The organism is Amycolatopsis sp. NPDC059235 (genome assembly GCF_042754125.1).
Lineage (GTDB): Bacteria > Actinomycetota > Actinomycetes > Mycobacteriales > Pseudonocardiaceae > Amycolatopsis > Amycolatopsis albidoflava.
Genome location: NZ_JBHZAG010000068.1, coordinates 1 through 14,253 on the forward strand (window position 1 = coordinate 1; position 14,253 = coordinate 14,253).

13 protein-coding genes and 1 pseudogene are annotated in these 14,253 nt (G+C 69.0%); 8 read left to right on the forward strand and 6 right to left on the reverse strand.

All coding sequences use genetic code 11. The annotated features are described in order from the left end of the window. Positions 1-154: 154 nt before the first annotated feature. Complete coding sequence (locus tag ACFXI3_RS33715; RefSeq protein WP_378405074.1) at positions 155-1,681, reverse strand: MFS transporter; 1,527 nt, start codon at positions 1,679-1,681, stop codon at positions 155-157. Positions 1,682-2,240: 559 nt separating this feature from the next. After that, positions 2,241-2,867, reverse strand: a complete 627-nt coding sequence (locus ACFXI3_RS33720; RefSeq protein ID WP_378405076.1) for a TetR/AcrR family transcriptional regulator — start codon at positions 2,865-2,867, stop codon at positions 2,241-2,243. Positions 2,868-2,963: 96 nt separating this feature from the next. Between ACFXI3_RS33720 and ACFXI3_RS33725 the strand changes: the two genes are divergently transcribed. From ACFXI3_RS33725 to ACFXI3_RS33745, 5 genes and pseudogenes are all read left to right on the forward strand, one after another. Next, entirely contained in the window at positions 2,964-3,593 is a 630-nt protein-coding gene (locus ACFXI3_RS33725; protein WP_378405078.1) for a DUF5701 family protein, read from the forward strand. 417 nt (positions 3,594-4,010) lie between these two features. Next, positions 4,011-4,619: a CatB-related O-acetyltransferase gene (locus tag ACFXI3_RS33730; protein WP_378405080.1), complete on the forward strand. Its 609-nt coding sequence runs from the start codon at positions 4,011-4,013 to the stop codon at positions 4,617-4,619. A gap of 18 nt (positions 4,620-4,637) precedes the next feature. Beyond that, positions 4,638-5,477 (forward strand): hypothetical protein, encoded by an 840-nt coding sequence (locus ACFXI3_RS33735; protein ID WP_378405082.1) that lies wholly within the window; start codon positions 4,638-4,640, stop codon positions 5,475-5,477. Between the two features lie 123 nt (positions 5,478-5,600). Continuing rightward, positions 5,601-7,031, forward strand: coding sequence for a pyridoxal phosphate-dependent decarboxylase family protein (locus ACFXI3_RS33740; protein WP_378405083.1), 1,431 nt, complete (start codon positions 5,601-5,603; stop codon positions 7,029-7,031). Between the two features lie 28 nt (positions 7,032-7,059). After that, positions 7,060-7,206: pseudogene (locus ACFXI3_RS33745) on the forward strand (VOC family protein); the annotation flags it as partial. A gap of 55 nt (positions 7,207-7,261) precedes the next feature. On the opposite strand, the gene ACFXI3_RS33750 reads toward ACFXI3_RS33745, so the two are convergent. After that, positions 7,262-8,599, reverse strand: coding sequence for an aminotransferase class I/II-fold pyridoxal phosphate-dependent enzyme (locus ACFXI3_RS33750; RefSeq protein WP_378405085.1), 1,338 nt, complete (start codon positions 8,597-8,599; stop codon positions 7,262-7,264). Between the two features lie 87 nt (positions 8,600-8,686). On the opposite strand from ACFXI3_RS33750, the gene ACFXI3_RS33755 reads away from it, so the two are divergent. The 3 genes from ACFXI3_RS33755 to ACFXI3_RS33765 are packed head-to-tail and all read left to right on the forward strand — an operon-like array spanning position 8,687 to position 11,100. Continuing rightward, on the forward strand, positions 8,687-9,721 hold the full coding sequence (locus tag ACFXI3_RS33755; protein WP_378405087.1) for a MerR family transcriptional regulator: 1,035 nt from the start codon (positions 8,687-8,689) through the stop codon (positions 9,719-9,721). Further along, positions 9,718-10,194, forward strand: coding sequence for a hypothetical protein (locus ACFXI3_RS33760; RefSeq protein WP_378405089.1), 477 nt, complete (start codon positions 9,718-9,720; stop codon positions 10,192-10,194). Before ACFXI3_RS33755 ends, ACFXI3_RS33760 begins: the two co-directional genes overlap by 4 nt. Next, positions 10,195-11,100, forward strand: a complete 906-nt coding sequence (locus ACFXI3_RS33765) for a phosphotransferase (protein ID WP_378405091.1) — start codon at positions 10,195-10,197, stop codon at positions 11,098-11,100. It begins immediately after the preceding gene. A 58-nt stretch (positions 11,101-11,158) separates the two neighbouring features. Here ACFXI3_RS33765 and ACFXI3_RS33770 read toward each other — a convergent pair whose 3' ends face one another. The 3 genes from ACFXI3_RS33770 to ACFXI3_RS33780 are packed head-to-tail and all read right to left on the reverse strand — an operon-like array spanning position 11,159 to position 14,252. Then, complete coding sequence (locus ACFXI3_RS33770) at positions 11,159-12,268, reverse strand: serine hydrolase domain-containing protein (protein ID WP_378405093.1); 1,110 nt, start codon at positions 12,266-12,268, stop codon at positions 11,159-11,161. A gap of 23 nt (positions 12,269-12,291) precedes the next feature. Continuing rightward, positions 12,292-13,401, reverse strand: a complete 1,110-nt coding sequence (menC, locus tag ACFXI3_RS33775) for an o-succinylbenzoate synthase (protein ID WP_378405095.1) — start codon at positions 13,399-13,401, stop codon at positions 12,292-12,294. After that, the gene (locus ACFXI3_RS33780) at positions 13,398-14,252 is read right to left on the reverse strand and encodes a hypothetical protein (protein WP_378405097.1); all 855 of its coding nucleotides are present in this window, start codon (positions 14,250-14,252) and stop codon (positions 13,398-13,400) included. Before ACFXI3_RS33780 ends, menC begins: the two co-directional genes overlap by 4 nt. Position 14,253 lies beyond the last annotated feature (1 nt).

Here is a 14,253-nt window from a genome sequence, read left to right on the forward strand (position 1 = left end):
GGGGGGCGGGTTTGGGGGGGGGGGGGGCGCGCGCGAAACCCGGGCGGCCGCTCTGGGTGGGGGGGGGGCGGGGGCCCCGACCCTGGGGCCGGCCCCCCCGGCCCGCTGTCGTGTGTCGTGGAAACCGCGACCGCACAACAGGTCTTCCGGGGCGTCACGACGCGACCGGCACCGGCTCCTCAACCCGCGCCGCCGCCGTGGACCGCCGCAGCGCGACCATCCCGACCACCGCGAACACCACCACAATCGCCGCGCCGATCCCGGCCACCGTGTGCAGCCCGGAAGTGAACGCATCCCGTGCTGTGGCCAGCAATTGCTCCCCCGTCGCGCCGGGCAAGCTCGCCGACGCCGCCATCGCACCGGCCATGCTGTCGGTCGCCTGAGCGGCCGCCGCGGCGGGCACGTGCGCCGGGATCGCGATCTGGCCCCGGTACACCGCCGTCGCGACGCTGCCGAACACCGCGATCCCCATGGCGATCCCGAATTCCGCGCTGGTCTCCGACATCGCCGAAGCCGCGCCCGCGCGCTGCGGCGGTACCGAGCCGACCACCATCTCGGTGCACAGCACGCCCTGCGGCCCCATCCCGAAGCTCGCGATCGACATGCCCAGCACCACGAATGTCACACCGCCGGAGCCGCTGGCCAACGTGAACAACAGAATTCCGCCCGCCGCGACGAGCATTCCGAAGCCCAGCACGAATTCCGGACGGAACCGGCGCGCCAGCCGAGGCGCGATCATCGACCCGGCGACCACCGCGAGCGCCTGCGGAACCAGCGACAGCCCGGCGTCGACAGTGCTCAGCCCGGCGACCATCTGCAGATACTGGCTGACCAGCAGGAAAACCCCGCCCATGGTGACCGCGCCGACGAGCATGATCGCCACCGCCGCGCTGAACGCGCGCACCCGGAACAACTGCAGGTCCAGCAGCGGATGCTCGAGCCGCTGCTGCCGCCGGACGAACACCGCGCCGACCGCGAGACCGGCGGCGAGCACGACGATTTCGGTCAGTGACAAGCCGTTCTTGGCGATTTCCTTGAGCGCGTAGATGACCGGCAGGATCGCGGCGAGCGAGAGGCCGACGCTGGCGAGGTCGAGGCGTCCGGCCGAGGTGTCGCGGTACTCCGGCAGCAGCTTCGGCGCGGTCGCGAGCAGCAGAACCATTACCGGAACGCCCATCAGGAACACCGAACCCCAGCGGAAATGCTCCAGCAGGAACCCGCCGGCGACCGGGCCGACCACCATGCCGCCCATGAAACAGCTCATCCACACCGCGATCGCGGTGCCGCGCTGCTTCGGGTCCTGGAACATGTTGCTGATCAACGCGAGCGTCGACGGCATGAGCGTCGCCCCGGCGATCCCCAGCACCGCCCGCGCGGCGATCAGCATCTCCGGACTGGTCGAGAACGCCGCCGCGACCGACGCGAGCCCGAACGCGCCGCCGCCGATCATCAGCAGCTTCCGCCTGCCGATCCGGTCGCCGAGGGTGCCCATCGTGACGAGGAACCCGGCGATCATGAAGCCGTAGATGTCGATGATCCACAGCAATTGCGTGCTGGAGGGCCGCAGATCCGCGGCGAGGTGCGGAACCGCGAGGTGCAGCACGCTCATGTCCAGCGACAACAGCACGGTCGGCAGGGCCAGCACCGCCAGGCCCAGCCACTCGCGTCGTCCTGCACTCATTGGTCTCTCCCCTGAAGTCGTCTCGTCGGCGGTCTCGCTGACCGGTCTCGCTGACTGGTCTCACTGACGCGACGATCGGGGTGCGGGCGGATCGACATCCCGGGGAGAACTTTTTCGCGCGGGTTTCGGCGGGAGCTCGAGAGGGCCGGACTCCTGTCCCGCGGCTGCGGCCTCGCTCCTGCCGGATCAGGCCACTGTGTACTTCCCGAGCGCGGGTTTCGGCGGAAGGTTGAGCGGCCGGACTCCTGCGAGTTCCTCCTGCGGCCGCAGCCTGCCAGATCAGGCCACCGCATACTTCCCGAGCGCAGGTTTCGGCGGAAGGTTGAGCGGCCGGACTGCTGCGAGTTCGTCCCGCGACCGCAGCCTGCCGGATCAGGCCACCGCGTACCTCCCGAGCGCGGGTTCCAGCGGAAGCTCGAGCGGGCCGGACTCCTGCGAGTTCCTCCCGCGGCCGCAGCCTGCCAGATCAGGCAACGCGTACTTCCCGAGCGCGGGTTTCGGCGGAAGGTTGAGCGGGCCGGACTCCTGCGAGTTCGTCCCGCGACCGCAGCCTGCCAGATCAAGCCACCGCGTACCTCCCGAGCGCAGGTTCCAGCAGGTCGAACGCCCTCCGCGCCTCCTTCGCGACTGTCTCCGCGATCTCGTCGTCCGGCCGTCCGGCCAGGGTCAGCTCCTCGATCCGTTCGAACAGGCTGTGGTGCACCGCCCCCAGCACCGCGGCCGCGGTGCGGACGGTGATGTCCGACCGGTCGCTGCCCACCGCGTCCGCCAGCGCGTCGGCCAAGGCCCGTTCCCGCTGTTGGTGCAGGCCCCGCAGGCACGCGGACAACGTCGGGCTCTCGGCGACCATCCGGCTGAACTCCAGCCCCGCGAACCCGACCACCGGGTCCTTCGCGGCGACCGCGGCCTCGAACGCCCGCCGCAGCGCCCCGAGCGCGGACTCCCCCGGCTCCCGCGACCCCACCGCGGCGGCCAGGGTCGCGACGAACTCCTCCTGGTGGTCCAGAGCCAGGTCTTCCTTGCGGGCGAAGTAGTTGGTCACCGTCTTCTTCGCGACCCGCGCGGCCGCCGCGACCTGGGCGATCGTCGTCTCCTCGAAGCCCTGCTCCAGGAAAAGCCGCGTCGCGTGGTCGGAGATCAGCTGGCGTGTCTCCTGCTTCTTGGCTTCCCGCAGGCCTAGCTCCATCGAAAACTTACCTCCGACGTAATTTTACCTTGACAGCAGTTCTGGGTCTAGGCATACTTTTACTACCGACGTAAACATAACCCGAAGGAGAACCACTTGTCGATCGCCGCTCTCCCGTCGCTCGCGGACCAGGCAGGCCACCTGATCTCGCTGGGGGTGCCCGAAATCGCGCAGCTTTCCGCCGACGACCTGCGCGCTTTCGCGGCAGACCACAGCGACGCCGACGGCGCACTGCTGGCGATCCACCCGGACCGGGCGCCCGCGTCGGCGCTCTCGCCGCTGCTCCGACGCGAGGGCAAGGCCGGATTCGTCGTCACCGACATGCCGGACGTCGACCAGTTCGCGCCGCGCGACGTCGACCTGCCCGACGCGCCGCTGTACCTGGTCACCGACATCGACCGCGGCGACGAGATGGGAAACTGGAGCCCGGAGGAGGCGCTGCCCGCGATCACCAAGGCCGGACGGAGTCCGCTGCTGCTCACCGAGGGGATCCACTGGGTGCTGCAGCAGCCGTCGGCGCTCGAGCGCAATCATTGCTTCATGACCATCGGCTCCCGGCTGCGCAAGGAGAACGGCAAGTTCGACTCCCGCACGCCGGCACTGTGGATCAGCAACGGCACCGGCCGCGACGGCAGCGAACGCCGCAACGCCCCCAAGGTCGGCTGGTGCTGGTGGGGCAACCGCCACACCTGGCTGGGCTTCGGATCCACCGCCGGCCGCCGCTGAGACCTCGGCCGCGAGGGGAGTCTCCAGCCTCGACCGTCCCACCCGAACAACCGCGGCTGGCGCAGGCGGGGCAACCGGCACGCCTGGCCGGGCTTCGGATCCGCCGCCCTCCACTGAGACAACCCCGAGGAGAGTTCCCTTTTCCCGAACCCGACCGTCCCGCCCGACCAGTCGCGACCGGCACTGGCGGAGCGACCGCAACCCCAGGCTGGGCTTTGGATCCACCGCCCGCCGCTGAGTCCCAACCCTGATGAGAGTCCGGTCTCCCAGACCCGACCGTCCCGCCCGAACAACCGCAGCTGGCGCTCGCGGAGCAACCGATGCCCCAGACCGGGCTTCGCCTCCACCGCCACCCGCCACTGAGACAACAACCCCGAGGAGAATCCCATTTCCCCAGACCCGAACGTCCTGCACCCGATGCCCGAGCAGCCGCGAGTGGTGCTGCTGAAGCCTTTGGTCACCTCGCCGCTGATCGACGTCGGCGAGTTCTCCTACTACGACGACCCGGACGATCCGACCGCCTTCGAGACCCGCAACGTGCTGTACCACTACGGGCCGGAGAGGCTCGTGATCGGCAAGTACTGCGCGCTCGGCGAGGGCGTGCGGTTCATCATGAACGGCGCGAACCACCGGATGGACGGGCCGTCGACGTTCCCGTTTCCGATCATGGGCGGCGGCTGGGCCGAGCATTTCGACGTCATCACCGGCCTGCCCGGTCGCGGCGACACGGTGCTGGGCAACGACGTCTGGCTCGGCTACCGGGCGATGGTCATGCCGGGCGTCCGCATCGGGCACGGCGCGGTCGTCGCGTCCGGGGCCGTCGTGGTGGACGACGTGCCGGACTACGGCATCGTCGGCGGCAACCCGGCCAAGCTGATCCGGCGGCGGTACAGCGACGAGGACGTCGAGCGGCTGCTGGCGATCGCGTGGTGGGACTGGCCGCTGGAGCACCTCACCAAGCACGTCCGCACGGTCATGTCCGGCAGCGTCGACGAGCTGGCGAAGGCCGCGGCCGAACTCGCGTAGCTCGGTAACGTGGCAGGCGTGCCCGATGAGATACCAGAGGAAGTCCGCCGAAGCACCACCCTGTTCCTGTCCACAGTGGACCGGGTCGCGCCGGGACTGGTGACCGGTTTTTACCTGGTCGGCTCGGTTTGCTTCGGCGACTTCCACGCTCGCGGCACCGGACGCGGGCGGCTGAGCACGGCCAGCGACATCGACTTCGTCGCGGTCACTGATCGACGCGCGGAACCCGGCGAGGTCGAGGCGCTGGCGCGGGCGCATGCCATGACGGTCGCCGAGTTCCCGAAACCGCATTTCGACGGCTCCGTACTGACCTGGGCCGACCTCGCCGCCGGGCCGGATGCCTGTCCGGACGTTCCTTGCGCGCAGGAAAGCCGATTCACCGAGGCGGGCCGCGATGGCGTCAATCCGGTGACGTTCTGCGAGCTCGCCCGCTATGGGATCGCGCTGCGTGGGCCGGAAGCGTCCAATGTGGACGTTTGGGCGGACCAGGATGCCTTGCGCGCGTTCACTGTCGACAATCTGAGCCGCTATTGGCGGCCGTGGTGGGAGAAGAACCGGCGCACCAGTGCGTTGTCGCTCGCGATCGGAATGAGCTCCTGGTTCCCAGTGTGGGCAGTGCTCGGCGTGAGCCGTCTGCACCACCTGCTGGCGACCGGAGAGCTGACGTCCAAATGCGGCGCGGGGCGTTACGCCGCAAGGGAATTCGACTCGCGATGGCAGCGCATCGTCGCGGAGAGCTTGAGTCTCCGCACCGAAGGCGCGGAGGGCCGTCGCAGCTACCGAAATCCTCTAGCGCGACGACGCGACACGCTCGCGTTCCTGGACGCCACGATCGACGACGCGCTCGCCCTGGCCTAGCGCACGGATCGGGCCAGGAATGGCCGGAATTGCTTGCTTGCGGCCATCCCCGGAGGCACCTAGCCTCGATATCCAGCTAGTACAAATACAGTTCTGTACTAGCACAATCTGGGGAGCGGACTGATGGCGAACGGGCAGGACCGCGGCGGGGTCGCGACGGACGCGGAATCGGCGGCAAGGCTGCTGCACAGCGTGGTGGATCAGCTGGTCGAGGGGTGGCGTACGCGGCCGGACCGTCCGGCGAGCCCGATGACCGCGGACGCGGCGGAGATCCGCGGCTGGCTCGGGAAGTACCCGCTGGAGAAGCCGGAAGACCTCGAACAAGCGGTCCCGGACGTGCTCGCCGCCCTCGACCGCTGGACCGTGCACACCGACCATCCGGGGTACTTCGGGCTGTTCAACCCGTCCGCGACCTGGGCGGGGGTGGCCGGAGACCTGATCACCGCGGCGGTCAATCCGCAGCTCGCCGCGTGGAGCCACGCGCCGTTCGCGGTCGAGGCGGAGCAGCGCTGCATCGACCTTTTCGCGGGACGCCTGGGTCTCCCGGACACCGCGGGCGGCCACTTCACCAGCGGCGGCGCCGAGGCCAACGCGACCGCCGTGCTGACCGCCCTCACTCACGCGTTTCCCGAATACAGCACCGGTGGCCTACGCTCCCTCGACGCCGCGCCAGTGTTCTATGCGGGCGCGGATTCTCATCTGGCCTGGCTGAAGATCGCGCACGCGACGGGTCTTGGCCGGGACGCCTGCCGCTTGGTGCCGTCCGACGCGAGCGGTCGCCTGGACGTCGCCGCGCTCGAAACCCTGCTCGCGGACGACCGGCGCGCCGGAAAAGCGCCGTTCCTCGTCGTGGCCACGGCCGGAACCACCGGTGCCGGAATGATCGACCCGTTGCCGAGGATCGCCGACGTCGCGCAGGCCGCCGGGCTGCGGTTCCATGTGGACGCCGCGTGGGGCGGTGCCGCCTGCCTGTCGGATCGGCTGCGCGGGTTCCTGACCGGGATCGAACGCGCGGACACGATCACGGTGGACGCGCACAAATGGCTGTCGGTGCCGATGGGTGCCGGGATGTTCTTCACGCGCGATAGGGCTGAGCTGAGTTCGTCTTTCGCGGTGTCGACCTCATACATGCCCGGCCGGGTGGACCACACCGCCGATCCGTACACCACCAGCACCCAGTGGTCGCGGCGATTCATCGGGCTCAAGCTGTGGCTCAGTCTGCTGGCGTACGGGGTTTCCGGCTACAGCGACCAAATCGAGCACGACGCGGCGCTCGGGCAGGATCTGCGCGACCAGCTCACCGGGGCGGGCTGGATCGCCATCAACGACACGCCGCTGCCGATCGTGTGCGCGACCCGCGCCGACGCGCCGGTCGATCCGGAGGAATCCTGGCGGTGGCACAGCGAACTCGCGGATCGGGTCAACGCCACCGGCTCCGCGTGGGTGAGCCCGGTCCGCGTCGCTGGGCGGCCGGCGTTGCGGGTGTGCGTGATCAGCTGGCGTACGCAAACCGGGGACATCGTGCGGCTGCGAGAGATTCTGGACCGGGTCTGAGCGCGATATGTTCGCGTTCTGGGCAGGCATGCTCGGCGGCCAGGTGAAGGCGGACAGCGACTGGCACATGGTCACCGTGGACGGTGTCCCGCGCATCGGCGTGCAGCTCGCGCCGGACCACGTGCCGCCGCAGCGGCCGGACGGCCCGACGCGACAGCAGGTCCATCTTGACCGGTGGGTCGAGGACTTCGCCGAGGCTCACGAGCACGTCATGGCGCTCAGGCAGCCGGTCAAGCGGGATAACCACGCCCGTCGCCCCGCAGAATCGCATGCAGCGTCGCTGCGAACTCCTCCGCCTCAACAGGCGACAAGCTCGCGAAAGTCACCCGCAATCCCGCCGGAACATTCGTCCGGAACCCCTCCCCTGTCCGCACCGCCCAGCCCCGCGCGAGGAGCGCCTGCGCCACCGCGCCCTCGGCCGGAGTCGCGATCCAGCCGTTGAACCCAGACCGTCCAGACAGGGTGATTCCGCGGCGCGCCAACGCTGCCGTGAGCGCCTGACGCCGTTCGCGGTACGTCTCGCGGGCGGAGGCGAGCAGCTTCGGCGTCGCGGGGTCAAGCAGGATCGCGACCGCCAGTTCCTGCAGGAGGTGGCTCACCCAGCCCGCGCCGACCTGCTGTCGCCGGAGCACCCGGTCGACGGTCAACTGGTCGCCGCTCACGACGCTGAGCCGGAGATCCGGTCCGAGGTATTTGGTCACCGAGCGGAGCACCGCCCAGTGCCGGAAATCCCCTTGTCCGGCAACGGTTACCGCTTCCGTGCCAGCGATGGCGGAGGCGTGGTCGTCCTCGATCACCAGCACGTTTTCGTGGCGCTGGAACACTTTCCGCAGTTCGGCGGCCCGCTCCGGGCTGAGTGCGGCACCAGTCGGGTTCTGCGCTCGCGGCGTGAGAACGCAGGCCGCCGGGCGTTGTTCGAGCGCGCGTTGCAGGAGGTCGGCGCGCAGGCCGTCGTCGTCGACCGGCACCGCGATCGGGCGCAAGCCCAGCGCGGACACGAGATCCAGGACGCCGCCGAAGCCCGGATCCTCGACGATCACGGCGTCGCCGGGCCACAGGTGTGCCTGCAGGACCCGCTCGATGCTGTCCATCGCGCCACCGGTTACCGCGAGGTGGTCGGCGGCGAGGCCGTCGCGTTCGAAGTCGAGGCGGAACCAGTCCAGCAGCGCGGGCAGGTTGCCGGATTCGCCGTAAAGCCATTGCCTTCCGGACAGTTCGGCGAGCGCGGGCCGCAACGGCGGCAGCAGCGCGGGATCGGGGTTGCCGTCGGCGAGGTCGCGCACGCCGGGCCCGACCGGGGCGCCGAGCGCGCGGTTCATCGGCGCGGTCCGTTCGAGCACGCGGGTTCCAGCGCGGCCGGCGGCTGCGACGAGGCCGCGGTTGCGCAGGGTCCGGTAGGCGGCGTTGACGGTCGCCGGGCTCACCGCGAGCCGCGCGGCGAGTTCGCGCACGGTGGGCAGCCGCGCGCCAGCCACCAGCCGGCCGGCGGCGATGGCACCCTCGACCGACAGCGCGATCTCGGCCGCCGTCCCGCCGGACAGCGCCGCCTCCTCGATCGGGTCGCTCACCTGTCTGTACTAGCACAATCGGGGAAATCCCGTGGTCGCTTGCTCCGGGATTGACCTTCAAGCTGCTTGAAGCCCGATGATGGGCAGGTGCCCGACCTGCTCACCATTGGCGCGTTCGCCCGCCGCTGCGGCCTGACCGCCAGCGCGCTGCGCTTCTACGCCGATTCCGGCCTCGTGCGGCCGATCCGTGTCGACGAGGAATCCGGCTACCGGTACTACTCCCCCGGCCAGGTTTCAGCCGCGCTGCTCGTCCGGCGGCTGCGGGAGATCGGCCTGCCGCTGGAGCGGGTCGGCGCGGTCCTCGCGGCGGAGCCCGCCGACGCGGCCCGGATCATCGACGACCACGTCGCCGGGTTGGTATCCCAAGTGCAGCAGGCTCGGGAAACCGCCACGGCGGTGAAGGCCACGCTGGGCGCGACGGCGTCGGCACTGTCGGTCCGGTTCACCGGGCCGGTGTTCACCGCTGCCGTCGAGCAGGTGCTGACCGCGACGTCGCAGGACCTGCCGGTGCTCAACGGCGTGCACCTCGAAGTCTCCCCGGAGACGATCGTGCTCACCGCCACCGACCGGTACCGGCTGTCGACCCGAACGCTGGTCCCCGCCGAACCGAGTGTGTCCCATTGGACCGCGACCATCGACGCTGACGACCTCCGCCTCGCGATGCCGTGGACGCGCCGTCAGCACGAACTACGGCTGAGCGTGCGCGGCGACGAGGCCTGCTTCCAAGGCGACGACACGACAGTACGAACCTGCCGCACTGTCGCCGACGAATTCCCTGACTACCGGCTGATGCTCGCGTCACTGCCAGAAGTCCTTACACGGGCCGTGATATCTCGAAACGCGCTGGTGGGATGCCTGGAACGCCAATCCACGCCGCAGATTCAGCTGAACCTCTCCGCCGGGGAGGCCACGGCAGGAACCGAAACCATCCCCGCAGACGTCACGGGGTCGCCCATCTCACTCTCCTTCGCCGTGAGCACGCTCCATCCCGCGATCAGCACCGCCGTCGGTCCGGACGTGATGCTGGACGTCGCGGCCCCGCACCTGCCGGTCGTCGTGCGCTCAGCCGACGACGGAGACCTGACCACCCTTGCCATGCCAGTGAAAGGAAATGCCGGATGATGGCCGAGATCACCTCCGCGGTGTCGCAGGGCCGAGCGGGCGCGACGGACGCCGCACGGGCCCGTCTGCAGGAGCTGTGGGACGAGATCGGACCGGGCGGTGATCCGTTCTACCGCTGCGTTCTCGCCCACTACCAAGCAGATCTGTTCACTGACCCGGCAGAGGCACTGGTGTGGGACATCAGGGCGCTGGACGCCGCCGCGACAGTGACCGACGAGCAGGTGCAGGCGCATGACGCCGGGCTTCGGATCGAAGGCTTCTACCCGTCGCTCCACCTGAACCTGGCCGACAACTTCCGCCGCCTCGGCTCGTTCAGCGCGGCGACCGAGCAGATCGCGGAAGCGCGAAAACGACAGGACGCGCTCGCGGACGACGCGTACGGTGCGATGATCCGACGGGCGATCGACGGTGTCGCGGAGGCCATCGAACGCCGGTCCACCGAACGACGCACGACGGCACCGGGAGTCGAATAGTTGGAACAATGGCTGTCGGATTGGTGCTGCACGCACCTTGGCACCGCACCGGTCGACGTACTGTTCGAGGCGCGGCAGGTCTCGACAGTGCACGGTCTGTGCCTCGAAGACGGCCGGAAGGTCGTCGTCAAAGCCCGCCCGGACGACGGCCGCGCCCTCGCGTGCGTCGCGGCGCAAACGCAGCTGGCTGAGCGAGGCTTTCCCTGCGCACGGCCGCTGACACCGGCCGTCATGGTCGGTTCCCTGGCCGTGCACGCCGAGGAATACCGGCCGGGCGGAGACGTCGTTCCCGGGGACTCGCCGGACGTTGCAGTGCGGTATGCCGAGGTATTCGCCCTGCTGCTGACGACCCTCGCCGGGATCTCGGTGAAGCCGCCGCTGCCGAACCCACGCTGGCTGCGCTGGGACCACAGCGACCCTGGTTTGTGGCCAGCGCTCGGCTTCCTGGACGAACGAGACCAGCGCCGCGTCCCCGAGGAGGTAACCAAAACCGCCGACCGGGCTCGATGCCGACTGCTCGCGGCCGATCTGCCGAACGTCCTCGGCCACGGCGATTTCGAGGCGCAGAACCTCCGCTGGGATATCAACGAAGGCTGGACAGTACATGATTGGGACAGCCTGGCCTGGCAACCGGAAGCAGCGCTCGCGGGAGCGGCGAGCGGGATGTTCCCGAGCACAATCCCGCCGACGCTGGCGCCGATCGAGAGTTCCGCGGCATTCCTGGAGTCCTATCAGGACTTCCGAGGCCGCCGGTTTTCCTTGGCCGAAATGGAAGTCGCGTGGGCGGCGAGTCTGTGGCCAGCAGCGCACAATGCCAGGTGGGAAGCGCTGCACGGAGATCCGCCGATTTGCGGTGCCGCGCTTGAAGAGCAGGCGGCTGAGCGTCTTCGTCTCGCGAACGCCTGAGCGCGGCGGGGATCCGGGCGGTTGCCGCGCTGGGGGACGCCGCAACCGCCCGGAGGTGCTAGCGGATGTCGCGAACGAGAGCGCCCACGATCGCGTCTATCCGGTCCGACTGGGTTTTCGAGTAGTCCGCCGTGTCGATGAACACCGTCACCGAGCGTTTTCCGTCCTCGGTCACCGCGTTGCGGAAGTCGTGACCGCTGGCCATGCCGCCGCTGTGGCCCCACGTCGGGAAGTTCGGCGTCAGTTCATACCGTTGCACGCCTAAGCCGTATCCTTCGCCGCCGTCGTCCAGGACCGTCTTTTTCATTTCCGTCAGCAACGCGGCGGGTAGGAGTTTTCCGCCCAGCAGCGCGGTCCAGAATTTCGTCGTGTCCGCTCCGGTGGAGATCAATTCGCCGGAGGCGTCCGCTTCCGAGACGTTCCATTCCGTGGTGTCGACGCCGTCGGTGTACGACCGCAGGTCCGGTTCGTCGATCGTGGTTTCGTCACCGGGCCAATAGGTTTCGTCCAGGCAGAGCGGTTTGATGATCCGTTCGGTCAGTTCGGTGCCGATGCCGCGGCCGGTCACCTTCGTGACCACCATGCCGGCCAGGTTGTAGTTGGTGTTGGAGTACGCGAAACCAGAGGGGGCGCGGTCCGGCGGGGCAAGCGAAAGGGCCTGTTTAACGGTCTGAATCGGGTCGAAGTGTTCCCAGCGGTGCGCTTGATCATCCTCCCAGAACGGCGAGTCCAGGTAGTCCGGCAGGCCGCTCGTCTGCTGCAGCAACTGCCGGATGGTGATCTTGCGGCCGTCGTAGCGGGCGGTGCGGATCAGGCCGGGCAGGTAATGGTCAACGGTTTCGTTCAGGCTGATTTTGCCTTCGGCGACCAATTGCAGGACGACCACCGCGGTCCAGGTTTTGGTGTCGCTGCCGATTCTGGAGTGTTCGTCGCCGGTGATCGCGCGGCCGGTCTCGACATCCGACTTTCCGACGCCGCCTTTCCACAGGCCGCAATCCGGGCTTTGCACGGTCAGGACGATTCCGGGGAGACCGACCTTTTTCAGGCCGTCTAGCGCGGTTTGGATGGGCTTGGCGGAGCACGCGGCCGCCGAAGCCGTGGTCGTCGGTGCGACTGCCAATGCCGTGGTCACCGCTACCGCCGCGGCGACGCTGGTCCAAGCTCGCATGTCGTCTCCTTCTGCTGGAATCTTCAGACTGCGAAGAGCGTTTGCGAAGCGACGGTGTGCCGTTTCAGCGCGGCCGGATCGACGGTGACTCCGCCGCCCGGACCGTCTGGAATGGACAGGCAACCGTCTTCGAGTTCGAACGGCGCGGTGAGATCGGTGGCGTAGTACCGGCTCGACGCGGAGATATCGTTGGGCAGCACGAAACCGGGCAGCGCGGCGAGGGCGAGGTTCTGCGCACGGCCGATGCCGGTTTCCAGCATTCCGCCGCACCACACCGGGATTCCGTGCGCCGCACACACGTCGTGGATCCGCCGCGCTTCGAGATATCCGCCGACGCGGCTGGGTTTGACGTTGATGATCCGGCACGCTCCCAGCCGGATCGCGAACGCGGCGTCGCGGGCGGAGCAGATCGATTCGTCCAGGCAGAGCGGAGTGCGCAGGAGTTTCGCGAGTTCGACGTGCCCGCCGAGGTCGTCCGCGGCGAGCGGTTGTTCGAGCTGGACCAGGCCGAATTCGTCTAGCCGGCGCAGATGGTCGGCGTCGGAGAGGGAATAGGCAGTGTTCGCGTCGGCCTGCAATACCAGGTCGGGCCCGAATTCGGCGCGGACCGCGCGTACGGGTTCGAGATCCCAGCCAGGCTCGATCTTCAGTTTGATCCGGACGTATCCCTCGGCCAGATACCCGGCTACAGTGTCGATCAATTCCGTTACCGTGTCAGTGATTTCGACGGACACTCCGGCCGCGATGCGATCGCGCACGCCACCGAGGTAAGTCGACAGCGGCATCGCGTAGGCGCGGCATTCGGCGTCGAGGATCGCGGTTTCGAGCAGGGCTTTCGCCAGCGGATTGCCCTTGACCGGGGCCACCGCGCCCGCCACCCGAGCGGCGGTCAGATGCGGCAAGGCGGTGACGCGCGGGACCAGATGGTCGCGCAGGATCCGTTCGGCTCCGACGGCGAATTCCGGGCTGTACACCGGTTCCGGGTCGCCGCCGAATTCCGCCCAGCCCTCGCTGACGTCGGTCACCACGTGCAGCAGAAGCGTGTTGCGTTCGGTGTCCACCGAGCACGAAGTCCGAAATGGACGGACGAGCGGGAGGCTGACCTCGATCAGGTCAATCCGTTCGAGTTTCATGCCCGCTCCCCTTCGGTCAGGTGATACCAGCCGGACCGGCTGAACCCGGTCGCCGTGTAGCCCTCGGCGAACAACGGGACGAAAGCGTCGCGGATCGCGTAGCGCCACTCCGCGCTCAGCCGCGCGTCCAGCCGACGCAGGCCCACGATGTCGGCCGGGACCCGGCACCAATGCCCGGAACCGTCGCGGACCAGGAACGGTTCGCCGTCGGGCGCGCGGCGCGGGTCGATCTCCGCGCGCTCCAGATCCGGACCGGAAAGCCGGGCGGGGTTCGGTTCCCGCAACGGCCACACGGCAGTGAATCGGTCGGTTTCGTCCGCGCCGTTGACGCCGTCGACAATCTGGCCGTAGAAGTCCACTGTGTACTCGGTCCCGTGCGCGCCGAGCTTCGCCAGGTTGAAATGCGCGTTGCGGCTCACCAGCGGATCAAAGGTCCAGACCATGGTTTCCATGCCCTGGTCGAGCGCCCACACCCGCTGAGCCTGTTTGAGCGCGAAGCCCACTCCGCGGTCGCTCGCCCGCGCGGCGGCGATCAGCGAATAGACCGCGCGCGTCACGGGTGGACAGAAAATCAGCGCCGACGCCGCCTGGATGCCGTCGTCATCAGCCGTGTAATGCACCGCGCCGCCCGCGTGGACGACGGCGCGCAGGGCGTCCGCGCCGAACGGTGCGTGGGATTCCGGCGTCCGCCACACCTTGGCGAGAAACCGCGACACCGCTTCGAGCGTCCGGACGTCGTCGGCCAGCAGGATCCGGACGTCGGCCCGGTTCGCGGCGCGCAGGGCGGTCGAGACGGCCGCGTCCGGGGCCGGAGGGAGTACGGTCGCGGGTGCGCCTGGTGGAACGTGCATG